20 protein-coding genes, 2 tRNA genes and 1 riboswitch are annotated in these 26,444 nt (G+C 67.6%); of the genes, 11 read left to right on the plus strand and 11 right to left on the minus strand.

Annotation, left to right across the window (positions count from 1 at the left end; translation table 11 throughout):
- Window positions 1-101 precede the first annotated feature (101 nt).
- From ACFXN1_RS32960 to ACFXN1_RS32985, 6 genes are all read left to right on the plus strand, one after another.
- A complete protein-coding gene (locus tag ACFXN1_RS32960) occupies window positions 102-1,820 on the plus strand; it encodes a long-chain fatty acid--CoA ligase (protein WP_379463748.1) in 1,719 nt (572 codons plus the stop codon).
- Window positions 1,733-4,699, plus strand: coding sequence for an ATP-binding protein (locus ACFXN1_RS32965; RefSeq protein ID WP_379463747.1), 2,967 nt, complete (start codon window positions 1,733-1,735; stop codon window positions 4,697-4,699). The genes ACFXN1_RS32960 and ACFXN1_RS32965 overlap by 88 nt, the downstream gene beginning before the upstream one ends.
- Window positions 4,700-4,783: 84 nt before the next feature.
- Window positions 4,784-6,022 carry an MFS transporter gene (locus ACFXN1_RS32970; RefSeq protein WP_379443194.1) on the plus strand — a complete coding sequence of 413 codons (1,239 nt, stop codon included), beginning with the start codon at window positions 4,784-4,786 and terminating at the stop codon, window positions 6,020-6,022.
- 46 nt (window positions 6,023-6,068) lie between these two features.
- Window positions 6,069-6,238, plus strand: a riboswitch (M-box (ykoK) riboswitch).
- Window positions 6,239-6,594: 356 nt separating this feature from the next.
- A complete protein-coding gene (locus ACFXN1_RS32975; protein WP_379443195.1) occupies window positions 6,595-7,380 on the plus strand; it encodes a hypothetical protein in 786 nt (261 codons plus the stop codon).
- Between the two features lie 36 nt (window positions 7,381-7,416).
- On the plus strand, window positions 7,417-9,174 hold the full coding sequence (locus ACFXN1_RS32980) for an ABC transporter permease (protein WP_379443196.1): 1,758 nt from the start codon (window positions 7,417-7,419) through the stop codon (window positions 9,172-9,174).
- Window positions 9,175-9,200: 26 nt separating this feature from the next.
- Window positions 9,201-10,487 carry a nitrate/sulfonate/bicarbonate ABC transporter ATP-binding protein gene (locus tag ACFXN1_RS32985; RefSeq protein ID WP_379443198.1) on the plus strand — a complete coding sequence of 429 codons (1,287 nt, stop codon included), beginning with the start codon at window positions 9,201-9,203 and terminating at the stop codon, window positions 10,485-10,487.
- On the opposite strand, the gene ACFXN1_RS32990 is transcribed toward ACFXN1_RS32985, so the two are convergent.
- Entirely contained in the window at window positions 10,462-11,808 is a 1,347-nt protein-coding gene (locus tag ACFXN1_RS32990) for a DUF2786 domain-containing protein (RefSeq protein WP_379443199.1), read from the minus strand. The genes ACFXN1_RS32985 and ACFXN1_RS32990 overlap by 26 nt on opposite strands.
- A 167-nt stretch (window positions 11,809-11,975) precedes the next feature.
- Here ACFXN1_RS32990 and ACFXN1_RS32995 point away from each other — a divergent pair, with 167 nt between their 5' ends.
- Window positions 11,976-12,338, plus strand: coding sequence for a hypothetical protein (locus ACFXN1_RS32995; protein WP_379398608.1), 363 nt, complete (start codon window positions 11,976-11,978; stop codon window positions 12,336-12,338).
- Between the two features lie 54 nt (window positions 12,339-12,392).
- Here the strand turns inward: ACFXN1_RS32995 and ACFXN1_RS33000 are convergent.
- Window positions 12,393-12,465: transfer RNA gene (locus ACFXN1_RS33000), tRNA-Arg, on the minus strand.
- Between the two features lie 312 nt (window positions 12,466-12,777).
- Window positions 12,778-13,461: a GntR family transcriptional regulator gene (locus tag ACFXN1_RS33005; protein ID WP_379443201.1), complete on the minus strand. Its 684-nt coding sequence runs from the start codon at window positions 13,459-13,461 to the stop codon at window positions 12,778-12,780.
- An 89-nt stretch (window positions 13,462-13,550) separates the two neighbouring features.
- Here ACFXN1_RS33005 and ACFXN1_RS33010 point away from each other — a divergent pair, with 89 nt between their 5' ends.
- Entirely contained in the window at window positions 13,551-14,084 is a 534-nt protein-coding gene (locus tag ACFXN1_RS33010) for a YbhB/YbcL family Raf kinase inhibitor-like protein (RefSeq protein ID WP_379398612.1), read from the plus strand.
- 46 nt (window positions 14,085-14,130) lie between these two features.
- Entirely contained in the window at window positions 14,131-14,973 is an 843-nt protein-coding gene (locus ACFXN1_RS33015) for an SDR family NAD(P)-dependent oxidoreductase (protein ID WP_379443202.1), read from the plus strand.
- Between the two features lie 42 nt (window positions 14,974-15,015).
- Here ACFXN1_RS33015 and ACFXN1_RS33020 read toward each other — a convergent pair whose 3' ends face one another.
- From ACFXN1_RS33020 to ACFXN1_RS33035, 4 genes are read right to left on the minus strand one after another with little or no spacing between them, the layout of a single operon-like run.
- Window positions 15,016-15,207 carry a hypothetical protein gene (locus tag ACFXN1_RS33020; protein WP_379443203.1) on the minus strand — a complete coding sequence of 64 codons (192 nt, stop codon included), beginning with the start codon at window positions 15,205-15,207 and terminating at the stop codon, window positions 15,016-15,018.
- Window positions 15,208-15,219: 12 nt separating this feature from the next.
- Window positions 15,220-16,182: a sigma-70 family RNA polymerase sigma factor gene (locus tag ACFXN1_RS33025; protein ID WP_379443204.1), complete on the minus strand. Its 963-nt coding sequence runs from the start codon at window positions 16,180-16,182 to the stop codon at window positions 15,220-15,222.
- 37 nt (window positions 16,183-16,219) lie between these two features.
- A complete protein-coding gene (locus ACFXN1_RS33030; RefSeq protein WP_379443206.1) occupies window positions 16,220-16,927 on the minus strand; it encodes a hypothetical protein in 708 nt (235 codons plus the stop codon).
- Window positions 16,928-16,948: 21 nt separating this feature from the next.
- Window positions 16,949-17,740 (minus strand): SDR family NAD(P)-dependent oxidoreductase, encoded by a 792-nt coding sequence (locus ACFXN1_RS33035; RefSeq protein WP_379443207.1) that lies wholly within the window; start codon window positions 17,738-17,740, stop codon window positions 16,949-16,951.
- Between the two features lie 187 nt (window positions 17,741-17,927).
- Here ACFXN1_RS33035 and ACFXN1_RS33040 point away from each other — a divergent pair, with 187 nt between their 5' ends.
- The gene (locus ACFXN1_RS33040) at window positions 17,928-18,848 is read left to right on the plus strand and encodes an SGNH/GDSL hydrolase family protein (protein WP_379443209.1); all 921 of its coding nucleotides are present in this window, start codon (window positions 17,928-17,930) and stop codon (window positions 18,846-18,848) included.
- Between the two features lie 17 nt (window positions 18,849-18,865).
- On the opposite strand, the gene ACFXN1_RS33045 is transcribed toward ACFXN1_RS33040, so the two are convergent.
- From ACFXN1_RS33045 to ACFXN1_RS33060, 4 genes are all read right to left on the minus strand, one after another.
- Window positions 18,866-19,672: an LLM class flavin-dependent oxidoreductase gene (locus ACFXN1_RS33045; RefSeq protein ID WP_379443210.1), complete on the minus strand. Its 807-nt coding sequence runs from the start codon at window positions 19,670-19,672 to the stop codon at window positions 18,866-18,868.
- Window positions 19,673-19,783: 111 nt separating this feature from the next.
- Window positions 19,784-19,856: transfer RNA gene (locus tag ACFXN1_RS33050), tRNA-Leu, on the minus strand.
- A gap of 279 nt (window positions 19,857-20,135) precedes the next feature.
- Window positions 20,136-20,549, minus strand: a complete 414-nt coding sequence (locus ACFXN1_RS33055; protein WP_379443211.1) for a pyridoxamine 5'-phosphate oxidase family protein — start codon at window positions 20,547-20,549, stop codon at window positions 20,136-20,138.
- A 129-nt stretch (window positions 20,550-20,678) separates the two neighbouring features.
- A complete protein-coding gene (locus tag ACFXN1_RS33060) occupies window positions 20,679-24,905 on the minus strand; it encodes a molybdopterin-dependent oxidoreductase (RefSeq protein ID WP_379443213.1) in 4,227 nt (1,408 codons plus the stop codon).
- A gap of 265 nt (window positions 24,906-25,170) precedes the next feature.
- Between ACFXN1_RS33060 and ACFXN1_RS33065 the strand changes: the two genes are divergently transcribed.
- Complete coding sequence (locus tag ACFXN1_RS33065; protein WP_379443214.1) at window positions 25,171-26,388, plus strand: molybdopterin-binding protein; 1,218 nt, start codon at window positions 25,171-25,173, stop codon at window positions 26,386-26,388.
- Window positions 26,389-26,444 lie beyond the last annotated feature (56 nt).

Consider the following 26,444-nt stretch of genomic DNA (forward strand, 5'->3'; position numbering starts at 1 on the left):
CCGGGCGCGCCCTTCCGCGCACGGCGCACCCGGCCCGGTTCACCCGTGCTGTACCCGAGAAAGACATCTGCACAATGACTTACGACGAGCTCGACCTGCCGATGCCCAGCACCATGCAGGACGAACCGCTGTCCCTGGCCACCCTGCTGCGCTATGCGAGCACGGTGCACGCCGACGCCACCGTCCGCACCTGGACCGGCACCGAATCCCGCGTCCTGACCTACCGCGAACTGGGGGAGCAGGCAGCCCGGCTGGCCCACGCCCTGACCGCGCTGGGCATCGGCCGCGGGGATCGCGTCGGCACCTTCATGTGGAACAACAACGAGCACCTCATCGCCTACTGCGCGGTGCCCGCCATGGGGGCGGTGCTGCACACCATCAACATCCGGTTGTTCCCCGAACAGATCACCTACGTGACCGATCACGCCGCGGACCGGGTCGTGATCGTCGACGCCTCCCTGATCCCGGTGTTCGCACCGGTACTGCCGACCCTGCGCACCGTGCGCCACGTCATCGTCGCCAACGGTGACGCCGCGGCGCTGCCCGCGCCCGAGGGCGTCACCGTCCATGAGTTCGACACCCTGCTCGCGCAGTATCCGGGCACCTTCGACTTCCCGGTCCTCGACGAGCGCTCGGCCGCCGCCATGTGCTACACCTCCGGCACCACCGGCGACCCGAAAGGTGTTGTCTACTCCCACCGTTCGAACTGGCTGCACTCCATGCAGGCCTGCACCACCGATGCCATGGGCGTGCGCGCCGGCGACCGGATGCTGGCCATCGTGCCCATGTTCCACGCCAACGCCTGGGGTCTGCCCTATGCCGCGCTCATGGCCGGAGCGTCGCTGGTGATGCCCGACCGCTTCCTGCAACCGGAACCGCTGCTGGCGCTCATGGCCGCCGAACAGCCGAGTTTCGCCGCGGCCGTGCCGACGGTGTGGAACGGCGTGCTGACCGCCGTCGACGCGAAGCCGCAGGACCTGACCCATCTGCGGGCGGTCGTGGTCGGCGGTGCCGCGGTGCCGCCGCAGCTGATGCGCGCCTTCGAGGAACGGCACGGCGTCCCCATCATCCAGGCATGGGGGATGACCGAGACCTCCCCGCTGGGCGCGCTGGCCTGGCCGCCCGCGGGCCTCGACGGCGAGGCCGCCTTCGCCTACCGGATCACCCAGGGCCGCATCCCGGCAGCGGTCCAGGCGCGGCTCGTCGGAGACGATGGCACCGAGCTGCCCCGCGACGGAAAAGCGGTGGGAGAGCTGGAGGTTCGCGGCCCCTGGGTCACCGCCTCCTACTACTCGCCGGATGCCGCGGGAATCGGCGCCGACGCCTTCCGTGACGGCTGGCTGCGCACCGGCGACGTCGGCACCATCAGTGCCGACGGCTACCTCACCCTGGTCGACCGGGCCAAGGACATCATCAAATCCGGCGGTGAATGGATCTCCTCGGTCGATCTGGAGAACGCGCTCATGGCGCACCCCGACATCGCCGAGGCCGCCGTTTTCGGTGTGCCGGACGAGAAGTGGGACGAGCGCCCCGTCGTGGCCGCCGCACTGCGCGCCGGCGTCGAACCCGATGCCGGTGCGCTCCGCGCTTTCCTGTCCGACAAGGTCGCGAAATGGCAACTCCCCGAACGCTGGACGTTCGTCTCCGAGGTGCCCAAGACCAGCGTCGGCAAGTTCGACAAGAAGGTGCTCCGGAAGCAGTACGCGGGCGACATGAGCCCGCCCTCCGCGCGGTGGATCTGGCTCTGGCACAGTGGCGTTCGGACGCGCTCGCCGGCGTGGTCGACTCGGCCGACATGCGCTCGACGGTCACCGAGCTGACCGAGCGGCGACTGGCGGCGATCGAGCTGCGCGCCGATCTCCTGCTCACGCTCGGCCGGGCCGGCGAGGCCCTGCCCGAACTGGCCCAACACTGCACGGCGCACCCCTTCCGGGAAACCCTTGCCGCCCGGCGCATCACAGCACTCGCCGCCGCGGGCCGGAAATCGGAGGCCTTCGACGTCTACCGGCACACGGCCGAACTGGTGCGCCGTGAACTCGGCGCCGAATCCGGCCCGGCGTTGCGGGCGGCACTGACCTCCATCGATGCGGGTGCGGCCGCCGAATCGGACCACCCGCCATATCCGAGGCCGGCTGGACCGAGGCAGATCGAGCCGGACTCGCAACTGATACAACAGGATTCGGCGCGATCGGTGCCGGAATCCGCAGTCGGATCGCCGGAATCATCAGCGGGAGCGCCCCTCGCGCGGGGGCGGGGAGTGCCGCGACGCTGGACCAGCTTCGTCGACCGGGAACACGATCTCGACCAGCTCACCCGGACGCTCCGCGACTCCGCGCTGGTGACCCTGACCGGGACGGGCGGCGTCGGCAAGACCCGGCTGGCGACGGAACTCGCTGCGGTCCAGTCGGATTGGCCCGACGGCTGCGTTTTCGCCGACCTCGCGGGCATCGCACCCCAGCGCGAAGACGACGCGTCGACGCCGACCGCGGTTCCGGCCGTCCTGCTGTCCGCCCTGGGCATCGGCGGATCCAGCGACGACGCGGACTGGCGCGCGGTGCTGCACCGATCGGTGGGGCACGGCCGAATGCTGGTGATCCTGGACAACTGTGAGCACGTTATCGACGCGGCCGCCGAGTTGGCCGCGTTCCTGCTATGCCATTTCCCCCTGCTGACGGTGCTGGCCACCAGTCGTGAGCCGCTCGGCATCGACGGCGAAAACTTGTACCCGGTAAGGGCTTTGGCGGTGCCGGAGCCCGGAGCGTCGGTGGAGGTCGCCGCCGAAGCCGCCGCCGTCCAGCTATTCGTGGACCGCGCCCGCGCGGTGCGGCCGGACTTCCGGCTGACCGACTCCGAATGCGCCGATATCGTGTCCATCGTGTGCTGCCTCGACGGGCTGCCGCTGGCGATCGAACTCGCCGCCGCCCGCCTGCACGCCCTGCCGGTACGTCATCTGGCCGACCGGCTACCCCACCGATTCCGCCTCTTGGACTCGCTCGGCCGCAACGTATCAGCCCGGCATCGCACGCTGCATGCCGTGGTGTCCTGGAGCTGGAACCTGCTCACCGGTGCAGAGGTCGAATTGGCGCGCAGGCTGGCCGTCTTCGCCGATGGAGCCACGCTCGACGCCATTCTCGCAGTATGCGGCGGCGAGGACACCGCGGATACCCTGACGGCGCTGGTCGCCAAGTCCCTCGTCGAGTTCGACGGCGCGCGATACCGGATGGTGGAAACGATTCGCGCCTACGCCGCATCGGAATTGGACGCGGCCGGCGAGAGCGGGCGACTGGCGGACGCCCACGCCGGCCATTTCCTCGCTCTCGTGCAGGACGCGGCACCGCGGCTGCTCGATGCGCGGCAGCAGCAGGCGACCCGCCTGCTCACCATCGAACACGCGAACTGCCTGGCCGCCTTGGAATGGGCGGTGCGCACCGGGGACGGCCAGTGCGCGGTCGGTCTGTACGGCGGCCTGATCTGGCATTGGCTGCTGTGCGGGCTCCGTGGCGAGGTCCTGGCCTGGCAACCGCGGGTGCTGGCGCTGTTCGGTGCGGATCCGCCGCCGGGCCGAGCCGCGGATTTTCTCGCCGTCCGCTACGCCCACCAGCTGCCCGCGTACCACGAGCCATTGTGGTGGGGCCAAATACCCGATCGCTCAGGCGAATTCGATGAGCTGGTGCGGACCGCCATGGGCGAGTCGCGGCCGCCGCATCCGATCTTCGTGCTGCTGCTGGCACTTCGCGACCGGCACCGTGGTGCCGGCGAGCTGTTGAACCAGTGCCTCACCGCCGACGACACCTGGTTGCGCGGCAATGCGCTGGTGCTGCGCGCACTGGACGAAATCGGCGGTGACACAGAGTCGTTCGAGCGCTGCGTGGCCGACCTCGAGGCGGCCATCAGCATGCTGGAGAGTCTGGGCGAGCCGCGCGGGGTGAGCCGGGCGCTGCTGCACCTGGCCCACCACAGGATCGAATCCGCGGGGCTCGCCGCGGGTGCTCCCCTCATCGTCCGGGCCGCCGAACTGCTGACCCCGGGCCTGGGGGCCGAGGAGGTCGTGGGTGTGCTGCGCCGCGCCGCACAGTTGCATCTGCGGGAGAACGACGTGGACGGTGGCGCCGCCTACCTCGCGTCCGCCCGGAGGTGGGTGGATACCCAGGTGCCCGATGGAACGGCGCAGTGGCTGCGCGTCGCCGAGGCCGATCTGGCGCTGCGGCAAGGCGAACCGGGCACGGCGATCGAGCTGTACGGTCGATTGTTCGGCGACGACGGTCCGCTGCGCGGTGCCGACCGCAGTCCGGCCGCAGCATTGGCCACCGACGAGATCCTGGGGCGCACACACTATGCGATCGCACTGGTCGGCACGGGTCGAATCGGCGTTGCGACAAGGCAACTCGAGATCGCCCACGACCTCGCCGCCACCGCCGCACCACGACTGCTCCCCGTCGTCGCCGTCGGCTGTGCGCTGGCCGCCCTCGCCATCGGCGCACCTGAACCGGCCGCGCGCCTGCTGGGAGCCATCGACCAAGTGACCGGCCGCATCACGAACGGCAATCCCGGTCCCGACGTACGCCAGGCGTACGCCCTCGCCCGGAAAGCCCTGGGACAGCAACGATTCCTGTCCGCCCTGAACGAAGGCCGGCGCACCCCCTGCGACCAGGTCAGCGTCCTATTCGAGCAGGCCCTGTACCAGCGCGCTGTCAGCTGACACCAGCGTCGCATCAGCGCCGCCCGGAAGTGTTGCGAGCATGGCGAACACCACCTCCTCATCCGGCACGAGCAGGTGGAAGTAATGGCAGCCCCCATCGCTTCCACCCACGAATCCACCGGCGCCGGAACCCCGATCCGCAATTGGCTCGCCGTCGCAGCGGTATCCACCGCCACCTTCGCGATGGTCACCGTAGAGGCCATGCCGGTCGGCCTGCTCACCCCCATCGGTCACACCTTCGACGTCTCTCCCGGCGCGGTCGCATTGACGATCACACTGCCCGGACTCATGGCCGCGGCGGCCGCGACCACCCTGCCCGTCGCGATCGGAGGATCGGACCGGCGTACGGTCCTGCTCGGGCTGATCGGGCTCATGCTGGCCGCGACAGCGGTCTCGGCGCTGGCACCGGACTTCGCGATCCTGCTCGCCGCACGTGCCGTCGCGGGCATCGCCATCGGCGGTTTCTGGGCCCTGGCCGCCTCGTGCGCGGTCAGACTGGTTCACGCGCACCACATTCCACGAGCGATATCGCTCGCGTTCGGCGGTGCGACAGCGGCCAATGTACTGGGCGTGCCGGCCGCGACGCTGATCGGCAATCTGAGCGGCTGGCGCGTCGCCTTCGCCGCACTGGCCGGATTCGGCGCGGTGGTCGCCCTCTCGCTGCGGCTGCTGCTGCCGCCCCTGCCCGCCACCGAGGTGGTCCGCCCCCGCGCCCTGGCGCGGCAGTTGCGCACACCGGCCGTCCGCGCCGGCGTCATCGCCACATTCCTTCTGGTGGGCGGGCATTGGGCGGCATTCACCTTCGTCCGGCCCATGCTGCAGGACATCTCCGGTCTGGGCGCCGGGGCAATCGGGCCCGCACAGCTGGCCTTCGGCGTGGCGGGCGTGGCCGGAACGTTCGCGGGCGGCGCCGCCGCCGGCCGCGACCCGCGGCGCGCCCTGGTCGCCGCTGCCGCGCTGCTGGCGGTGACACTCGCACTCTTCCCGCTCATCGCGACCACACCGGTCAGCGGCATCGTGGCACTGCTGGTGTGGGGCACGGCATTCGGCGCGATTCCGGTCGGCATGCAGACCTGGATCCTGCAGGCCGCCCCCGACCATCCCGAGGCCGCGACCGCCCTCAATACCGCCATGTACAACCTCGCCGTCGCCCTCGGTGCGCTCACCGGCGGCGTGATCGTCAGCTTCACATCGGTGACCGGGGTCCTTGTCACGGGCGCGCTGCTCGGCGTGACCGCCATCGCCGCGGTCATGATCGGCGGGCGGCAGCTGACACGGCGTGCCGGTGCCCTATCAGCGGCGTCGCCCACAGTCGAAGAATGAGCGAATAGCGGTTTTGACTTTTAACGAGTCTTTAACTAGGTTCCCTGTTGCACCTCGATAGGCGAGGCTCCTGCACGAACACAGGCCACTGATCTGACGACGTCGAGAGACGCCCAAGGTTAGGACAGATTTCTCCGGATCAAGGGGTAATCCAAAGTGGCTTTCCGATTCGGAACACGTCGTGCAGTGCCAAAACTCTGACGAGAGGGGTGTGCGTCCGGCCCCGAGAGTTCCGGGCGACCTCCCGCGTGCGTTGACGAATCGCGTTCTACCAGTGAGGAGGTCGGGTAGCAAGATGGCACCCGATGATGACCCGGGATCTCCGGGTCGGCCCCTCCGCCTCGGTCCGGGCCGCTAGCCAGCACACCAACATCGCGTCGATATCTCGACGCACGTAATTCTCCGATATCACGATGCCGCCCGCGCGGCACCGGACTATTCGCATGCACATTTCACGAATGAATTCGGAGATTCGCATATATATCCGACCCGTCGGCACCACCGTGCCCGACGGTATTCGATGCTGCCCGGAAACCGATGCGGGCAGCGGTATCCCGAGGGGAAACATCCCGATGAGAATTCGCTTGCTCGCATTCGCCACCGCGGCGATGACCACCGCCGGACTGGTCGCCCCTGCCGCCGCTTCGGCCGCGGCGCCCGGACCGGACGTCCGGCTCGCCGACGCTGTGACAGCTCAGGCCGTGTCCGGCGACGCCCGGATCGTGGACCGATCGGTGGTGCTGCGCACCGACCTCGGCACGCTCCGAACCACCACCGACCAGCTGCAGATCCTCGACCCGCAGGGCGTGGTGGTGGGGGCGATCCCGCTGACCATCACGAAGCAGGACACGACGTACCCGATCGACGCCCGCATCGACGGCGACAGCGCCACCCTCACCCCGCGCCCGGATCGGGCCCGACCGGTCAGCACCGAGGAACGACGCATCGCCGCGGAGCTGCACGCCGCCGCGGAGACGCAAGCCGAAGGCCCTGCGGCACAGCAGATTGCCGATCCCGACAGCTTCGAGGATCGGATGAATACCGTCTTCCAGAATGTCAACAACGAGCTCACCGTGGCCCTGGCGGTGGGCACGCTGCTGGGTGCCGTCATCGGAGCGCCGCTGGGCTGCGTGCTGCTGGGCGCGGGTCAGGGACTCGCGGTCGGCGCATTGACGTTGGGCACGTTGGCGATTCCCGGCGCCGTCACCGGCTGTCTGGAGGGCGCGGTGGCCGGGGCCGGAATAGGCGTCGTGGTTTTCAACCTGCTCATCGGCGCACCGGCGGTGCTGGTCTCGGCCGTGCACGCCTACAACGTCATGACCGCACCGCCCGCGGTCGCCGCCGAATCGACCAACTGAGTTGCGACGAGGCCGCTCGGAGCGAGGTGAACAGCAATGACTCTTGAATTGGCAATTCCGGACCGCCCCAAGACGACTCCCGAGGTACCGCGGGTACGCGGCCGGCTCCGAGCGGTGGACTACCTGATCATCGGCGCGGGCGTGCTGCTGATCCTGCTGGTGCTGCGGCTGTTTCGGGACATGTCCGTGCCCTGGACGCCGGATACCGGAACCGAGGCCGTATCAACCGATCCCGCGAACCTGCCGTATTACGCGGCCCGCACCACGCTGCGCATGTTCATCGGCCTGGCGGCGTCCATCCTCTTCACACTGATCGTCGGCCAGTGGGCGGCGCGCTCGCGGCGGGCCGAGAAGGCGCTCATCCCGGCGCTCGACGTGCTGCAGTCGGTGCCGGTGCTGGCCCTGGTCTCGATCACGGTCACCGCGTTCGTGGGCCTGTTCCACGGCTCCTATCTGGGCGCGGAGGCGGCGTGCATCTTCGCCATCTTCACCGCGCAGGCCTGGAACATGACCTTCGCCTATTACCAGGCGCTGCGCAATATGCCCCGGGAGCTGGATGATGCGGCCCGCATGATGCGGCTCACCCGCTGGCAGCGGCTGTGGCAGCTGGAGGTGCCGACGGCCATGGTGCCGATGATCTGGAACGGCATGATGAGCTTCGGCGGCGCGTGGTTCATGCTCGCGGCCTCGGAGGTCATCACGGTATCCGGCCGGGACGAGGCGCTGCCCGGCATGGGTAGCTTCATCGCGGCGGCCACCTCCGCGGCCCAGGTCGGCAATCTCGTAGTGGGTGCGCTGGTCATGGTGCTCACCATCGTCTCGGTGAACGTGGTGTTCTGGCGGCCGCTCACGGCGTGGTCGGAGCGATTCCGGGTGGAGCACACCGAAAGTGCGCAGGCCCCAAGGAGTCTGGTGCTCGACCTGCTGCGGCACAGCACGGTCCCGGGCCGGCTGGCTCGGGTGCTACGGCCGGTCGGTGAGCGGGTCGATCGCCTCATGCGGGTCTTCGGGCGCAGCACCCGTTCCGCCTACGACGAGCGTGCGGGCAGCCGCATCGGCGATGTGCTCTTCTTCGGACTGCTCTTCGCCGCGCTCGCCTGGGGCACCTGGGCACTCGCCTCCTACTTCGAAAGAACCGTGGGCCTGGCCGAATTCGGGCCGACCTCGCTGATGGGGCTGGCCAGCCTCGGCCGCGTGATAGTGCTGCTGGTGGTCTCCACCATCGTGTGGGTGCCGGTCGGCGTGTGGATCGGGATGAATCCGCGCATCTGCCGGTTCGCACAGCCGGTGGTGCAGGTGCTGGCCAGTTTCCCGGCCCAGTTCTTGTTCATCTTCGTCATCGCGGCGCTCACCTACACTGGCATCTCACTGAATATCGGCGGCATCGCGCTGATGGCGCTGGGTGCACAGTGGTATGTGCTGTTCAATGTGATCGCGGCGGCCGGGCAGATCCCGACGGACCTGCGCGAGGCCATGGACGATCTCGGCGTGCACGGGTGGCAGCGCTGGAAGTCGTTGATACTGCCCGCGATCGCGCCCGGCTACGTGGTCGGCGCGATCACCGCGTTCGGCGGCGCGTGGAACGCCACGCTGGTCGGCGAGGTCGTGGAGGCCGGGAACACGCATATGGAGGCCTACGGCCTGGGCGCGTACATCACCAATGCCACCACCGACGACGTCTTCGCCAAGGTGCTGCTCGGCACCGTGGTGATGAGCGTGGTCACGGTGACCATCAACCGCCTGCTGTGGCGACGCCTGCAGCGCACCGCCGAACGGCGATTCTCGCTGAGCTGAAACACTTTTCGAAAGGAGGACACACCGTGTCGACCCCCATCGTCACCGTCGATCGTGTCACCAAGAACTTCACCAACCCCTCCGGCGAGCAGCTGCCGGTTCTCTCGGATGTCTGCCTCGAGTTGCAGGAGGGTGAAATCGTCGCGCTACTGGGCAAATCCGGCTCCGGCAAGTCCACGCTGCTGCGGATCATCGCGGGCCTGATGCTCCCCTCTGCGGGGTCCGCGCGCATTCGGCAGACCGAGATCACCGAGCCGAATGCCAATACCGCCACGGTGTTCCAGACCTTCGCGTTGCTGCCGTGGCTGACCGTGCGCCAGAACGTCGAACTCGGCCTTCGCGCCCAAGGGATTTCGGCCTGGGAGCGCGGCGAGAGGGTCACCGACGCCATCGACATGATCGGCCTGGACGGCTTCGAGAACGCCTATCCCAAGGAGCTCTCCGGCGGTATGCGCCAGCGGGTGGGATTCGCCCGCGCCCTGGTGGTGCAGCCGGAGGTGCTGCTCATGGACGAACCGTTCTCGGCGCTGGACGTCTTGACCGCCGAGAACCTGCGCGGCGAGCTCATGCGACTGTGGGCGGAGACCGCCTTCCCGACCAAGACCATGCTGATGGTCACCCACAACATCGAGGAGGCCGTGCAGCTGGCCGACCGAATCCTGGTGCTGGACAACAATCCGGGGCGAATCAAGGGCGAGATCCAGGTGCGTCTCCCGCAGCCGCGCGACCCGCGCGGCGCGGGGTTCCAGGCGCTGGTGGACCAGGCCTATCGGATGCTCACCGACGCCACCTTCGATGGCAGCTGGCCGAGCATCACCCCCACCCCCACCACCCGGCCGCTGCCCGATGCCGGGGTGGACGGAATCGGCGGCATGCTCGATTTTGTTGCCGCCCAAGGCGGGCGGGCGGACCTGCCGGATCTGGCGGGCGGGTTGCGCTTCGAGGTCGACGACCTGATGCCGGTCGTCGACGCCGCCACCATGCTGGGGCTGGCCACCACCGCCGACGGGGATATCGAGCTCACCGTCGACGGCACCCTGTTCGCCGAGGCCGATATCGACAGTGCCAAGGCCATTTTCGCGCGGCTGGCGCGAGCCAACGCGCCCCTGGTCGCGGCGATCGACCACGCGCTGACCAGTGCGCGCAATCAGCGGCTGCGCGACGGCTTCTTCCTCGACCTGCTGCGGCGGGGCTTCACCGAGGACGCCGCGCGGCGACAACTGCGGATCGCCATCGACTGGGGACGCTATGCCGAACTCTACGAGTACGACGCCGCCGAGCGGCTGCTCACCCGGCATCCGGACGAGGCCTGAGGTCGAGCCGGGCGCGGTCGGCGGCCACTCGGCCGGCGTCCCAGCCTGCGGCGCTGCGGATTGTGATCCCACGATTCCGGGCCTGTGGAAACAGGGTGTCGAAAGCCGCGTCGACTGCGATCTGGTGTGAGGCCAAGACCGGCAGCAGTCGTTCCGGCTCAGCCGATTCCGCGATGGTGGCCGCGGTGGCCGCATCCAAGCGCTCCCCGATACGGGTGGCATAGGCGACGAGGAACGACTTCCGGAACGTCCGGCTGCGCGCTTCGTCGGTTCGGGAGGCTTTGTCGCTTCGAGAGGCTTTGTCGCCGTTCGCGATCATCGCCCTGGTGGCCTGCACGAGCAGCGAGGTGGACAACAATTCCACCGCGTCGAGATCCGCGTCGTCGCCGACGATGGTCATGAAATCCCATGCCGAGGAAAAGACGGCGCGGCATCGATTGGCCTTGGCGACCACGTCGATCAGCAGGGCCTTCGCGTCGGTGTACGGGGTATCGAGCCACATTCGCCGTGCCCCTGGCAGATCCGGGACGGCGGTGTCGGCGTCGACGAGCACCCGATCGAGCGCATACTTGGTCATCAGCTCCTGTGCCTTGGCCGACAGGGCCTCGGCCTCTTCCGGGAAGGACGTGGACTCGGCTTTGGCGAGCAGTCCGCGAACGCGGCCGAGCACCTTCTCGTCGACATGATGGGGGACAGCGGCCGTAGGACGTGCGGTACCGGGCAGGGGCCTGATGAGTTCCAGTTTCGGCAGCAGGATCAGCAGTGCGAGGGCCTCGATCACGGTGGTGAGCGCTTCGGCGGTGGTCAGCATGTGCTTCGCCGCCCACTGGCCGAAATGCGGCGAGGAACCCGACCACCAGGCGTGCGCCGCCAATTCACCGAGCTGAGCAACCCAGGTTTCGTCGACGGTCGCAGGCGCGAAGGGCCGCACGGAGTCGGCCATGGTGTCGATCAGAAAGCTGACCGCGAAGTCGTCGACCCGCCGTCGCGCCGCCTGCTGAATGTCCGCCGGCAACCAGCCATTCCGGAAGGCTCGCGTCATGAGGTGCTGCCCCGCCAGGTGCACACCCCGCTCCACCTCGTGAACGAGCGGGTCGTCAGCAGCGAGCCGGCCGGCGAACACGACAACCGGATCACGCTGTACCGATCCGCCCCGCACCCCGCGCTGGGCCGATTCCATGGCGGCCGCCAGGATCGCAGTGCCGATCTCCTCAGCGGTCGGCGGCCGCCCGTCGGCCCCACCGGGCATGCCCGGAAAGTCGGCTCCGCCGTATCGTGCCCGCTGCTTGGCTGCCCGATGCTTCCGATTCGGCTTACCCATGATCGACTCCACCGACCCTCGAATCGCCATGACCTGTCACAACCCCGACCGTATTTCACGGCTGTACCGTTCCGTGATGCGGGCCGGGCACGGCCAAAAACTTCAGAATGGAAACAAAATTGGGCTCTGCTACGACGAACAACACAACGCCAATCGGAAGGGTCTTCATGAAGACGTCGTTGAGTGTCGCCGGACGGGTTGCGATCGCGGGCATTTCGGGTTTGGGTTTCGCGGCCGTCGTCGGGTCGGGTACCGCGCAGGCCGCGCCGCAGGACTGCACCGTGACGAAGGGGGTGTTCGACGCGTCGGCAGTCTGCCGGCCCGACGGTGGATCCAACTACGTACTTCACCTCGACTGCGTCGGCCTCTACGCCAGCGGGCCGTTCCCGCTGTACGCCGTTGGCCCCTACAAGGTGCTCAGCTACCCCTTCACTCCGTCGGGTGACCGTATTACGGCGGCCTGCACAGGCACCGGACCCGGCGTCTTCGCGGTCGCCACCAACGCCTACGTGGAAATCTACAACCCTTAGTCGACCTTCATGGAGTGATGGCCGACGCATCACTCGTCCCTGATCGAAATGTAGTGTGCCCGAAAGGATTCGAACCTTCGACCTCCTGCTTCGTAGGCAGGCGCTCTCTCCGCTGAGCTACGGGCACTCGGCCCGCGCGGATGTCGTCATTGACACCTACTCGCCGTTGAGGTGCGCGGGCTGGGCTGCTGTGTTTCGGGAGGAATGAGAAAGGGTCGCTCCCGACGAACGTTGGGAGCGACCCTGATCGGTCTGCGATAATCGAGACCTTCAGGGGCGGTTCCGTACACCGTTGCGTACGTGGAGGAGACGGCTCGGGTCGAACATCGTCGGACGCTGCATCAGCTCGGTCACCTTGCCGCCTTTCCTGTCGTCTGCTGGACGTGTTGGAATCACGGTAGCAGCGGGGTTCTGAAGTGGTAAAACGGTTTTCGAGCTGTCAGCTTTCCTGCTCGGTGAGCGCGGCCGTCGTCAGGGTGAGGTGTCGGGTCAGTAGGTCGGCGGCGGTATCGGGGTCACGGGCCAGCGCCGCCTCCTCCAATCGGCGATGCTCGTCGATGCCGTCGCGGTCGGGGTTGCGGTGTGCCGACCAGCGGCGGGCCAGCTCGCTCGCGACCCACATCCGGTCGAAGGTCTCCAGCAACACCGGGTTGCCGCACCCCTCCAATAGGGTGCGATGGAACACCCGATGGGCCTCGGCCCAGGCCTCGCTGTAGTACTCGCCGTCCTCCGGGGTGAATGCCGGTGTGCGCGCCAAGCGGTGGTGGGCGGCTCGGACATCGCCCTCCCAGTCGACGTCACCCCGTTCGATCGACATGCGTAGCAGGACCGGCTCGATGGCCCGGCGGGCCTCGCCGATCTGCTGCCAGCGGCGATCGGAAAAGGCCGGGACCGCGAAGCCGCGATTGGTCAGCCGTTCGGCCAGGCCCTCACCGACCAGTCGCACCAGCGCCTCGCGCACCACAGCCAGGCTCACACCGTGTTGCTTGGCCAGATCCTGCGGCTTGAGCGCGCCACCGGCCGCGTACTCGCCGCGCATGATCGCGTGCCGCAGGTGTGCGTAGATCTGCTCGGACAGCATCTGCTTCTCCGGTGCGGTCGGGGTGTGGGCTGCCCTGGTCATGGTCCGATGATAGACGATCTTCAAAATAATCGATTATTTCTGATATCGTCGATCTTGCCTGTCCGACACGACTCGAAAGGCGCGACACGATGAGCGCAAACAATCCCTTCGCCCGGCTCCCCGAGGCAGCCTCGTTCACGGTCACCAGCACCACGGTGAGCGACGGCGCCGCCTGGCAACCCGCACAGTGGTCCTCCGGCGCCCCTGGCGGCAAAGACGTTTCCCCGCAACTGAGTTGGAGTGGCGCCCCGGCAGGCACCAAGAGTTACGCCGTCACCGTGTACGACCCCGACGCCCCCACCGGCTCCGGCTTCTGGCACTGGGCTGTCGCCAACATCCCGGCCACGACCACGAGCCTTCCCGAGGGCGCCGGAGACGACGCGGGCATGGGGCTGCCGGCCGGCTCCTTCCAATTGCCGAACGACGCGCGCCTACCTCGATACATCGGTGCGGCACCGCCGGCAGGGCACGGTGAGCACCGCTATTTCGTCACCGTGCACGCTCTGGATCTCGACGACATCGGCATCGCCGCCGACTCCACGCCCGCTCTGCTCGGATTCACCATCGCAGGCCACATCCTGGGCCGAGCGACGCTCGTCGCCACGGCGGAGACACTGCCGTGAATTCCGCTCGAGCATCCTGACGAGGTCGGTAAGGCAAGGAAAGGTTATGAGCGACAAAGGTATCGACCGCATGGCTGATCGCACTGTGCTGATCACGGGCGCGACCGACGGACTCGGCCGCGAACTCGCGGTGCGTCTCGGCGCGGCGGGCGCCCGGCTGATCCTGCACGGACGCAACCCCGATCGGGCCGCGGCGGTCGCGGCCCAGGTAGCCGCCGCGAGCGGGCACGCTCCGCGGATCATCCTGGCCGATCTGTCACGACTCGCCGAGGTGGACCGGCTGGCCAACGAGATCATCGCCTGCACTTCACGATTGGATGTGCTGGTGAACAATGCCGGTACCGGCGGCCGGCCGGACGGGAGGCGCGAACTCAGCGCCGACGGCAACGAATTACTGTGGGCGGTCAACCATCTGGCCCCGTATCGGCTCACCCGGCGGTTGCTTCCGCTGCTGCGGGCCTCGGCACCGGCGCGGGTGGTGAACGTAGCCTCCGCCGGGCAGCAGGAGGTCGACCTCGACGATCCGACCCCCGAGACCGGCTATGACGTGTACACCGCCTACTGCCACGCCAAGCTGGCGATGATCATGGCGACCATCGAGTACGCCGAAGAACTCGACGGAACCGGTGTCACCGTGAACGCCCTGCACCCGGCCACCCGCATGGCGACGACCATGGTGCTGGAGTCCGGCATCACGCCGATCAGCACCATCGACGAAGGCGCGGCCGCGACCCTCCGCCTGATCTGCGATCCGGACCTGTCACAGATGACAGGCCGGTATTTCAACGGCACCGGGCAGACCCATCCGCACACGCAAGCCCTCGACCCGAAGGCGCGCCGCCGCCTGCTCGAAATCAGCGACGCCGCAGTCGTTTCGGCGCTGGGCTGAGGTGGTGGACACCATCCACAACAACGCCGATCCGTCGTGAGCCTATCGGCGGATCCCGCAGCGGGCGGCTGCAATACGGAACAGTTGAAGGCGTTCCGATGGCCAATTCTCTTGGTAGATCTGCTGAATCATGCAGTCGGCGGCGTCCGCTGAACCGAGCATGAGTTGGCAGAACAGCCGCAGCTGTGCGCGCAGCTCGGCGTCTTGCCGGGCGATGTTTTCCTGTTCGGACATGCCGTCACCTGGTCAGAGTCCGAACAGCGGAAACAGCCCGGAGCCGTGGAACGCGACGATTCTGGTGACGCCCTCGGCGGTGACTGTCAGTACGTGCAGTGCGTGTGGATGGTGCGCACCGTCGTGGCCGCGGGCGTACACCGCGAAGGCGGGCTGTCCATTGGCGGAGGTGGCGACCAGCTCGGCCGGACCGATCATCCGCATCTGTCTGGCCAGGAAGGCGAGGATGGTGTCGCGGCCTTCGAACCAGGTTGCGATCGGCGGCATTTCCCATCGTGCGTCTTCGGTCAAGACCGCGACGAGTTGATCGACGTCCGCGGTTTCGAATGCGGTGACGTATCGGTCGAGCAGGGCGCGCTGCCGGGGTTCGGCCGGTTCGGTCAGACCGTCCTCGCTGAGCGGAATCTGGGCTCGCGCTCGCTGCAGCGCGCTGTTGACGGCCGCCGTTGTCATCTCCAGCAGTTGCGCGACCTCGGTGGCCCGCCATTGCAGCACATCACGCAGGATCAGCACGGCTCGTTGTCGCGGTGGTAGCTGTTGCAGTGCCCCCATCAGGGCGAGCCGCATGGTCTGTCGTTGCACCACGACGGTTGCCGGGTCGGTCGGTGCGGCGGTGAACAGGAAGTCGGGTATCGGCTGGAGCCATGACACCTCCGGGCTTCGCTCGATCAGCCTGGTCTCCGGATGTGTCTCGGGGTCGCCGAGATCGGCGGGCAGCGGCCTGCGTCTGCTTTTTTCCAGCGCTTTGAAACACGCCCGGGTCGCGATGCGGTAGAGCCAGGTCCGCAACGACGATCGGCCCTCGAACCCGTCGTAGGCCCGCCAGGCGTCGAGATAGACGTCTTGCACCACTTCTTCGGCGTCGTCGACCGAACCGAGCATGCGGTAGCAGTAGGCGAGCAGCTCGCGTCGGAACGGTTCGCTCAGCCGTCCGAAATCCTCGTTGCCGGTCGTGGCTTCAGTCATTGTGTGCATGATCCGCCGATCCTGCTGTGGGTGTTGTTCATCGTGATCAACGAACGGTGATGTCGGCCATGTCGATGGCGACCAGGACGATCCGGTCGTCGCCCACGGTGGTGTAGGCCCGTCGGGTGGCCGGGATGATGATGCCGTCGATGTCGCGGTAGTCGGCGGCGTAAAGCTGTGACTCGGTGGCCGGGTCGACGATGTCAATGGCGAAGTCGTGGCGGCGCAGCAGCCCGTCCGGGCCGAAGCAGAACACCTGTTTACGGGTGTGGCTCTTGATGTGGTCGGGGAAGGTCACGTGCAGCCGCCGCCATGTTTCACCGTCGGCCTCGATGGGCGCGATCTCTTCGCAGACGAACCCCGGCCACGTGAACAGGAACGGCGTATTCAGGTACGTCCACAGTGCTTCCCCGGTGAAGTACGCGAGATGTAGGTCGTCCCACGGCGTTTGGAACTGGTGGCCGTCGAACGACCGCTCCGGGTCGTCGCGCGCGTCGACCACCGTGCCGTCGCGTTGCTGCAGGACGACCCGGTCGGGCTCGAAGAGCGACCGTCGGTCTCGACCGGCGAAGTCCATGGTCAGCCGTTCCCGCGTGGTGTCCACCTCGAAGCGGACGTCCCTCAGCACATCGCCTTTTCCCTTGACCTGCCAGAAGGCCCCGGTGATGGCGGCATCGACGCGGATCGCCCGGATCCGATTCCATCGGTCCGAACCACCGTGCGCGGCAACCGCGCTCGCGAGTAGATCGTGCATTGCCTTGCTCCTCCGTGGTGGTCAGTCGACGATGATTCCGCCGGTCAGGTTGGCGACGGTTCCGGTCATCGCGGATGCTCGGTCGGAGGCGAGGAATACCGCGACAGCCGTGAGTTCGGCCAGTGTGGTCGGGCGTTTGCGGTGGGTCATCGTGCTGACGGCGGCGGTGAATTGGTCTTTGGGGATGCCCAGCGCGTCGGCGTGCAGCCCGAAAACGACGTCGATGACCGGTGTCTCGACCATGCCCGTGGTGCGCAGGCAGATCGAGCGGACGCCGTGCTGGGCCCATTCGGCGGACAGCGCGCGGTTGAGGGCCTCCATTGCCGCCCAGCCGACGCTCATACCGCCGACCAGGGGCAGGGGCACGCGGGCGGGTTCGGGTGTGTGCATCATGATCACTCCCGATCCTCGGGGAATCATGTGCCGTGCAGCGGATTTCGCGGTCACGAAGTGAGCCTGGGCGTATGTCGTGATGGGTCGCATGAAATTGTCGACCGATAGGTCGGTGAGCGGGATTCCCTGCAGTCCCAGCGGTGAGATTCCGATCGCGTTGAACGACACGTCGATGCCGCCGACTTCAGCGACGACGGCGTCGAGGTGCTCGGTGACGGATTTCTCGTCCCGGGCATCGACCACAGCGGTCTCGGCGGCGCCGCCCGCGGCGGAGATTTCCTTCGCGACGGCGTTGACGATGTCGGGATTTCGCCCGGTCAGGAAGACCCTGGCGCCTGCGTCGGCGAAGCCGCGGGCAACCGCGCTGCCGACCGCTCCGCCCGCGCCGTAGACAACCACGTTCTTGTTTTCCAGCAACATTTTCCTACCTCCTACTCATATAGAGGCGATCGCAGCGCAAAAGTCATCGGCCGAATGGGCTCGGTCGGATGTCCGCCGAATTCGCGATCGATCGGCGGCGCTACCGGCGCGCCGCTACAGTAGGTGTTCGAATCTGAAGCGGTCACGCTTCGCATGTTTCGCAACGGATCGATAAGAGGTACACAGCTTGAAGAGTTCGGCTCGGTTGCGGTTGTTTGCAGCGTCCACGGTCTGCGGCACCGCAGCGGTGCTCGCCGCGATGGCGCCGCCGACCACGGCGGAGACTCCCGGCGGCAAAACCCTTGTGGTGATCGGCGATTCCTTCTCCGCCAACGGGGAAATCCTCGACCTGCTGAACGCGGGCGGGGATCCCGGCTGCAAGCACGTGCCTACATCATGGCCGACGCAGCTCACGCAGCGCATCGGCTTGTCGCCGGACGACGTCGAGGACACCTCGTGCCAGGGCGGCACGATCGACACCTCGGGCTGGACCCTGGTGCACCAGGTGAAACGGGCCATGTCCGATAGCGCGTTCGGACCACGCACTCGGACCGTGACGATTCAGCTCGGCATGAACGACGCCTGGGGAACCGACAACCCGGTCGCCTTGTCTCGTGCCTTCACGTGCCTGACCGACCTGATCAATGGTTGCGGTCCGGAAGCCGCAGCGCAGGGCCGCGCCCCCGACCTCGACACCATCACCGGTCAGGCCTATGCCGACCGAGTTCGCCAAGCGGTGGAGTACATCCGCTACTACGCTCCGAACGCGCGGATCGTTTTCGTGGGATACCCGGAGATACACTCGCCCGGCCAAGACTCCGCCTGCGCGAGCATCCTCGGCATCGATGTGGTCCAGCCCCGAGCCGGCGCGGTCACCGGGTTCCTGGACCGGATCGACACGGCTCAGCGCGAGGCCGCCGGCATTCTGAACGTGAACTTCCTCGACACCCGAGCGGTCACCGCCGGGCACGGCGCGTGCACTGCGGATCCCTGGGTGGACGGAGCGTTCGACCCACACACCGAACCGCTCGGGTTCCCCTGGCACCCCAGCGCGCACGGCGACTCGATGCTCGCAGCCGCCATGCAACAGTGGATCGCTCGAGGCTGAAATAGCTGTTCAGGCAACTAACGTCCGGCGAGCTCGGCGACAACCGGAGCGAACCTGTCGGCGAAGTCGGCGCCGAAGACGAAATAGGAGAAGCCGATCTCCTCCCGTCGCCGCTGGATTTCCTCGGCGGCGGCGGCCGGGTCATCCGGAAGTACGGTCAGTGCGTCCGCCGTGCGAAGCGCAGCGGTGTCGGTGTCGGGGGGCGCCATGTGCGGCGCGACAGTATCGCCGATAACCGGTACGGCGAGCGCGAGCTCGGCGTCGCTGGTGGTGCGGAAGTCGCGTGCCAGCCGCTCGACTTCGCCCCGAGGCTGATCCCCGAGCACGAAGGTGACCGTGTCCGCGACCTCGGCCGCCAACGCCCGGGCCTTCGGACCGAGTACGGCCATCGCCACGGGCGTGTGATGGTCGGGGCCGTCGAGATCTCGCAGCCTCTGGACGGTCTCACGGACCTGGGCCAGCCGCTCGTAAGGCGGTGGTACGGCGGGCATTCCCTTGTCGCGGAGCTCGTCCTCGATTCCCGGTCTGCCGGTGCCGATGCCCATCTCGAAGCGCCCCTCGGTCAACAGCGACAGCGAGTGCGCTTCCCACGCCGTCAGCCAGGCCGGGCGTAGCGGAGAGGCGTACACCCAGGTGCCCACCCGCAGGTCGGTCAGGGCCGCGACGGTGGCCAGCATGGGGGCGGGCGCCGGCTGCATCTGCGGGAAGTCGGGCACCAGCAGCGTCGAGTAGCCGCTGTCGGCGATGCGGCGCACACGATCTCGCCACGTCGGCAGGTCGGATCTGAGCGGGGCAACGACCCCGAATCGAAACGGTCTCGTCATATCTGGACTCCTGTCTCTCGATCTATCCAGAGGAGTCGACGACGGATCCACCCGAAATTCATCGGCGCAGCCGAGATCGCGTACTCAGGTGCGCGGGTCGTGAAAGGTGGGTTCCCTCGGTGAGATTCGAACTCACACTTGACGGCACCTGAGACCGTTGCCTCTACCTTTGGGCTACGAGGGAATGGGGGTGGGGTGAGGGGATATGGAAAGGGCCGCTCTCCGTGGCGTTTTGCCCGGAAGCGGCCCTGGCGGGTCGGTGATGCCGAAGCCGCTAGGAGACGCTCCGGACGCCGAGTCGGACGCGGAGCAGGCGGGCGAGGTCGAACGTGGTTGCGGGCTGAATCAGCTCGGTCATGGGGCCGCCTTTCCGGTGTCGTCGGGTGGAGGTGTTGAAAACACGGTAGCAACGGGATCCGAAGCGGTAAAACGATTTTCGGAGTTGGGGGTGGAGGTTCGGCGGTCAGCTTCCGGTGCGGGGGAGTTGGCCGAGGCGGCTGAGTTGGGCGGGCGGGGCGAGGTTGAAGCGCCGGCAGTCCGCGCATCGCCGTGATGTCGCGGTCGAGGTGGCCGTGTGGTGGAGCACGGCCAGGGTCGGCGCGATCTCGAGGGTGTAGTCCCGCAGGGTGGCGTGGCCGTCGATGATGAGCGCGTGACCGTCGGAGGTGGATGGTGGCCACAGCAGGGTGACCGCCGGGTTGGCGGTGATATTGCGGCAGGTCACGGGTCCGGGTGCCGTGATGGTGAAGCTGCCGCCGGTGAGGGTGGGGTGCTGTGGCGTGGTGTGCGGTCCGAGGTCGCCGATGCTGACCAGGAAGGCGAACTCGTACTGGCAGATCAGATCGACCAGTTCCGCTGGTAGGTCCGGCACGTTCATTCACCAAGCGTAGGCGAATGTGCGGCGCCGGAGAGCCGATTCTTCCGCGGATGAGGTTCTACCGGCCCCGATGTACCGTAAGTGCGATTCTGGGATGTCGGGTGGCTGCTACGGACCAGGTTGGCGAGTTCAGTAGACGTCGCGGACATAGCGCTTGTCCGCGGCGAGCTTCTTGACGTAGGCATCGGCGTCGCCGGCATCCATGTCGCCGTGATGAGCGACGATCTCCCGCAGCACGGTGTCGACGTCCTTGGCCATGCGCGCGGCGTCGCCGCAGACATAGAAGTGGGCACCGGAGTTGATCCACTTCCATAGTTGCGCGCCGCGTTCGCGCATGCGGTCCTGGACGTAGACCTTGGTGCGCTGGTCGCGTGAGAAAGCGAGGTCGAGGCGGGTGAGGATTCCTTGCTTTTGTAGTTGTTCGAGTTCCTCGCTGTAGTAGAAGTCGGTGGCCTGGTGTTGCTCGCCGAAGAACAGCCAGTTGGGGGCTTGGTCGCCGCGCGCCTGCCGGTGTTCCAGGAACCCGACGAAAGGGGCGACACCGGTGCCGGGGCCGATCATGACGGCGGCGACGGTCGGGTCGTCGGGTGGCCGGAAGTGGGGTGAGCGCTGGACATGCAGTGCCAGGGACTGGTTCTGCTCCGAATCGGCGAGGTAGGTCGAGCAGAGTCCGCCCCGGGGTCGACCCGTCGGACCGGGGTAGCGGATGACAGAGACGGTGGTGCGCACGATCGTCGGGTTCGACAGCGGGCTCGACGAGATCGAATACAGCCGCGGTTGAATGCGTTTGAGCATATCGGCCCAACGTTGCGGGTCGGCCAGCACCGGATAGTCGGCGGCGATGTCGACCGGTTGACGGCCCCACAGCCACTTCGACAGTTCACCCTTGTTGTCGTGGCGCAGCAAGGTCTTGAGGTAGGGGTCGGAGGTGCACTCCGCGACGTGCTTCAGCAACTCGGGGGTCACCTTGGTCAGATCGAGATGCTCTTCCAGGGCGATAGAAAATGGCAGGGAGCCGACCTTGGGGACGTCGACGACGGCGGCGGGATCGAGTCCGGTGGTGGCCAGGAACTCCCACACCAGGCCTAGATCATTGAACGGCCGCACGCCGAGGGCGTCGCCCACGTCGTAGCTCAGGCCGGTGCCGGTCAGATCGAAACTGAACTGCCGCACCTCCTTCTGCGCGCCGGGCAGACTCAGCAGCCGATTGCCTACCAGTTGCCCCAGCGGTTTGTCCGCCTCAGGACGCGTGGCGGTAACTGTCGGGGCGGTTCGAGTCTGTGCCACCGCCGACGGGCCGAGTTGCGCGTCAGCGGGCGCGACCGTCGCCGTGGGAGCGGACGTACTCGATGCCGCTGCCGAGTCGGTGGGGACTGCGAGCGTCGGCAGGAGTTGGTCGAGCCATGCGGCAGCGGTGTCGTCGAAGTCGGGTTCGCAATCGACACGGGGAATGAGCCGTTCGGCCCCCAGTTCGGCCAACCGCGCATCGAGGCGTTTGCCGTGCCCGCAGAACGCGTCGTAGTTCGAGTCGCCGAAGGCCAGCACCGCGAATCGTGATCCGGCCAGCGCCGATTCGGATAGACCGGTGAGGGTCTCAAAGAATCCGGCGCCGTTGTCGGGAGCGTCGCCGTCACCGAAGGTGCTGCTCACGACGATGAGATCGGCAGCGCGTGGCAGATCGGCGGCCGATAGCGAGTCCATGGCGTGCACGGCCGGTGCCAGACTCTGCTCGACCAATGCCTTGGGGAGGGTTCCGGTGGCGAAATCCTCCGCATTGCCGGTCTGCGAGGCCCACAGGATCACCAGCGGGCGTGCCGGTGTGGACGTTTCCGCTGCCGGAGGCTCCGCGGTCTGAATGGCGGTCGGTGTGGTCGCCGCGAGCTGGCCGGCCGGGGTGACGCGGGCGTGTGGTGCGAAAAGTCCGGCCAGCATGCCGTCGACCCAGGCGGTGACGGTGGGGCGCAACGGATTCGTGGCGGAGACGGCGGGCACCACGTCGTTGTCGCCAGTGCGTTGCACACCCGCGAGAAACCCTGAAAGGTACGCGGACTCGATGTCGGTGAGGGCGGGCGCGCTGAGGTCGGTGATGCCGAGGACCGCAGCTGCTGCCATCACACGATCGCCCTCGTGCACAGCCGAAGCTGCGGCAGCGGCGACAGGTTCGGGGGCTGAGGTCGATTCGACGATCGGCTCGGGTCGGATGGGTGCGGCGACCTTGGTGAGCGTGACCGCGCAGACCTTGAATTCGGGCTGAAAGGAGATGGGGTCTATGGCGTCGTTGGTGACGGCGTTGACGGTCAGGTACTCGCCGAACAGGTCGTTCCAGTGGAACGGCGCGAACGTAGTACCGATCCGGACCCGGTCGGTGACTACCGCAGGTAGGACAGCACGGCCACGGCGCGATGCCACTTCCAGCCAATCACCCTCGACCACAGCGAGTTTCGCCGCATCGTCGGGATGGATCTCGAGGAACGGCCCGGGATTGAGCTTATTGAGCTTGGTGACCTTGCCGGTCTTTGTCAGTGTGTGCCACTGATGCTGAACCCGGCCGGTGTTGAGGACGAACGGGTAGTCGTCATCGGGCAGTTCGGCAGCGGGCAAGTGGGGGCGCGGGAAGAACACCGCACGACCGGACGCGGTGGGGAACCGCAGTCGCGGTGTGGCGGCGTCCTCTCGGTAGCGGATCGGGTTGCGGGCGGGGCCTTCCGGTGCGATCGGCCACTGCAGCGGTCCTTCCCGGAGCCGATCGTAGGTGGCTCCGCGCAGGTCGTAGCCGGTCTTCGGATTCCACGCGCCTTTGATCTCCTCGAAAATCTGCTCGGCGTCGGTGTAGGTGAAGGCGTCTGAATAGCCCATGGCGCAGGCGATTCGGGCGATCAGCTGCCAATCCGGGATGGCCTCGCCGGGCGCCGGAATCGACTTGCGGACGAGCGTGAGATTGCGCTCGGAATTGATCATCACACCTTCGCCCTCGACCCACAGCGTGGCCGGCAGCGTGATGTCGGCGTAGGCATTGGTCTCGGTGTCGGCGAAAACGTCCTGCGTGATCACCAGCTCGGCGGCCTCCAGCCCCGCCAGCACGGTCTTGCGATTCGCCACGGTGGCAACGGGATTGGTGCAGATGATCCAGCAGGCCTTGATCTGTCCGGCCGCCATCTTCTCGAACATGTCGATGGTTCCGGTGCCGACGTCGGTGCGCAGGGTCCCCGGCGGCACCTGCCACAGCCGTTCGATGAACTCCCGATCGGCATCGACCAGGACCGACCGCTGGCCGGGCAGTCCCGGTCCCATGTAGCCCATTTCCCGGCCGCCCATGGCGTTCGGCTGGCCGGTCAGCGAGAACGGTCCACTGCCGGTGCGGCAGATGGCCCCGGTCGCCAGGTGCAGGTTGATCAGGGCGTTGGTATTCCACGTCCCGTGGGTGGACTGGTTGAGACCCATTGTCCAGCAGCTCATCCATTCGCCCGCTGTGCCGATCAGCTCGGCCGCCCGGCGGATGTCGGCGGCCGCGAGCCCGGTGATCTCGGCGACGGCCTCGGGCGGATAGTCCCGCGCGAACTCGGGCATCGCCTCCCAGCCCTCGGTGAACTCGGCGATGAAATCCGGTGCGGTGTGGCCGTTTTCGATCAGGAGGTGCAACAGGCCGTTCAGCAGCGCGAGATCGGTGCCCGGTTTGATCTGCAGAAACAGATCCGCCTTGTCGGCGGTGGCATTGCGGCGCGGGTCCACCACGATCAGCTTCGCCCCGGCCTTGACCCGATCCATCATGCGCAGGAACAGGATTGGATGGCAGTCGGCCATGTTCGCGCCGATCACGAAGAAGACGTCGGCGTGGTCGAAGTCGTCGTAGGAGCCGGGCGGTCCGTCGGCGCCGAGGGAGAGCTTGTAGCCGCTGCCCGCGCTGGCCATGCACAGCCGCGAATTCGACTCGATCTGATTGGTGCCGATGAATCCCTTGGCCAGTTTGTTCGCCAGATACTGGGCTTCCAGCGTCATCTGGCCGGAGACGTACAGGGCGACCGCGTCGGGACCGTGTTCGTCGATGAGCGCGCGCAGGCGTCGAGCGGCGTCGGTGATCGCGGCATCGAGGGCAGCCGGTTGTGGTGCCGCCCCGCGCTCGGCCCGGACCAGCGCGGTGGTCGAACGGCCGTCGGCCGCCATCATGTCGGCGTGGCTGCCGCCCTTGGTGCACAGCCGGCCACCATTGGCGGGATGCGCCTTGTCACCGGTCGCCTTGCGGATCCGGGGTCCGGCGGGACCGCTGTCGAGTTCCACGGTGATCCCGCATCCCACTCCGCAGTACGAGCACACCGTCCGCACTGGGCCCGCGTCCGCTCCGGAATCGGTTGCCGCCACTGCACATTCCTCCCCGCTCGCGTCTCCGTGTTCGTGGGTCTTCACCGCCACGCTAGGAACGGCCTGTTACCGGATGGTCACGTGCGCGGTTACGTTCACCTCTCCATGGGGTCGGGCCGCCTGTGCGTTCGGACGGCCCGCACAACGAACCGCAGATGCGGGTGAGATGCCGGAAATGCTTCGGCAACTACGGAGAAAGTCGGGCGAAATCTCCGTATCCGAGGATTTATGGATATCTGTCGAATCATCGCAAAGGACGTGATGCGTGAGCGCGGTACAGGCCCGATCCGCCGAGCCGGCAACCGGACCGGAGGTGACGGTGGCGGAGATCGACGCGGTGCTGCGCCCGGCCTTGCCGGCCATCCCCGCGCGCTACGCGGCGCTGTCCGAAGCGCTCGGCGCGACCTTGGCCGAGCCATTGACCGCCATGGCGGCGCTTCCGGCCGCGGACACCGCGGCCATGGACGGGTTCGCGGTCAGCGGCCACGGGCCGCGCTGGCGGCTGCTCATCGGATCGTGCACCGCGGGAAGGCAATCGGGTATCTCGCTCGCCGAGGGCGAGGCGGTGCGGATCGCGACCGGCGCTCTGACCCCGGCCGGGACCACGGCGGTCGTGCGCTCGGAACATGTGCACGTCGAGCGGGCCGGCGGGCAGGCGGCGATCGTGCTCGCCCCCGGCGTACCGCGCCGCAACGATATTCGCCGCCGGGGCGAATCTTGGTCCGGCGGTGAAGAATTGACGCCGGCCGGTGTCCGGGTGAACGCCGCCGTCATCTCCGTCGCGCAGAGCGCCGAAACACCTATCGCCATGGTCCGGGGCCCGCTGCGCGCCGACCTGCTCCTCACCGGCGACGAGATCCGCGCCACCGGAACCCTGCGGCCCGGCCAGGTCCGCGACGCGCTCGGCACCGCGTTGCCGCACTATCTGAGCCACTGCGATATCGGTGTCCGAAACCTGACCCGGCTTCCGGACGACCGTGCACTGTTGCGGTCCTGGTTCGACCGTGACACCGACGCGGAACTGGCGATCACCGTCGGAGCCACCGGGCGCGGCGCCGCCGACCGGTTGCGTGATGTCCTCGACGAAATCGGTGCCCGCATCCTGATCGATGGAGTCCGCATGCGCCCGGGCGGTTCTCACCTGGTTGCGCGCCTGCCCGGCGGTCGCATCCTGCTCGCCCTGCCGGGCAACCCCCTGGCCGCCGTCGCCGCGACACTGGTGACCGGTCGGGCCTTGGCGCACATCCTCACCGGCCGCCAGGATTCGGCGGTGTCCTGGGGCCGCATCGCCGACGCGGCGACCCCGGACCACGACCGCACCCGCATCGTGCCCGTCCGGCAGGTCGAAGGCGGAGTGTGGCGGGCCATCGGCGCTGTCGGCACCCCACACCTGGCCAACCTCCTGAACGCCCACGCCCTGGCACTCCTCCCTCCAGGAACCGGCCGCGGCACCCTGGTCGAGTTGCTGCCGCTGCCACGATGACCCGTTCGGCGCTCGATCCGCGGAGCCCGCTCGGCGTCACGGTCGGGAATGCGTGC

Origin of the sequence: Nocardia sp. NPDC059154, from assembly GCF_042755705.1 — a bacterium.
Lineage (GTDB): Bacteria > Actinomycetota > Actinomycetes > Mycobacteriales > Mycobacteriaceae > Nocardia.

Bases quoted from the DNA above. Each gene is read 5' to 3' on its own strand.
- ACFXN1_RS32990 (WP_379443199.1), bottom strand. From the start codon at position 11,808: ATGGGTAAGCCGAATCGGAAGCATCGGGCAGCCAAGCAGCGGGCACGA.
- ACFXN1_RS33010 (WP_379398612.1), top strand. From the start codon at position 13,551: ATGAGCGCAAACAATCCCTTCGCCCGGCTCCCCGAGGCAGCCTCGTTC.
- ACFXN1_RS33055 (WP_379443211.1), bottom strand. From the start codon at position 20,549: ATGAACGTGCCGGACCTACCAGCGGAACTGGTCGATCTGATCTGCCAG.
- ACFXN1_RS33035 (WP_379443207.1), bottom strand. From the start codon at position 17,740: ATGTTGCTGGAAAACAAGAACGTGGTTGTCTACGGCGCGGGCGGAGCG.
- ACFXN1_RS32980 (WP_379443196.1), top strand. From the start codon at position 7,417: ATGACTCTTGAATTGGCAATTCCGGACCGCCCCAAGACGACTCCCGAG.
- ACFXN1_RS33015 (WP_379443202.1), top strand. From the start codon at position 14,131: ATGAGCGACAAAGGTATCGACCGCATGGCTGATCGCACTGTGCTGATC.
- ACFXN1_RS33020 (WP_379443203.1), bottom strand. From the start codon at position 15,207: ATGTCCGAACAGGAAAACATCGCCCGGCAAGACGCCGAGCTGCGCGCA.
- ACFXN1_RS33005 (WP_379443201.1), bottom strand. From the start codon at position 13,461: ATGACCAGGGCAGCCCACACCCCGACCGCACCGGAGAAGCAGATGCTG.
- ACFXN1_RS32970 (WP_379443194.1), top strand. From the start codon at position 4,784: ATGGCAGCCCCCATCGCTTCCACCCACGAATCCACCGGCGCCGGAACC.
- ACFXN1_RS33025 (WP_379443204.1), bottom strand. From the start codon at position 16,182: ATGCACACAATGACTGAAGCCACGACCGGCAACGAGGATTTCGGACGG.
- ACFXN1_RS32995 (WP_379398608.1), top strand. From the start codon at position 11,976: ATGAAGACGTCGTTGAGTGTCGCCGGACGGGTTGCGATCGCGGGCATT.
- ACFXN1_RS32975 (WP_379443195.1), top strand. From the start codon at position 6,595: ATGAGAATTCGCTTGCTCGCATTCGCCACCGCGGCGATGACCACCGCC.
- ACFXN1_RS32960 (WP_379463748.1), top strand. From the start codon at position 102: ATGCCCAGCACCATGCAGGACGAACCGCTGTCCCTGGCCACCCTGCTG.
- ACFXN1_RS33030 (WP_379443206.1), bottom strand. From the start codon at position 16,927: ATGCACGATCTACTCGCGAGCGCGGTTGCCGCGCACGGTGGTTCGGAC.
- ACFXN1_RS33045 (WP_379443210.1), bottom strand. From the start codon at position 19,672: ATGACGAGACCGTTTCGATTCGGGGTCGTTGCCCCGCTCAGATCCGAC.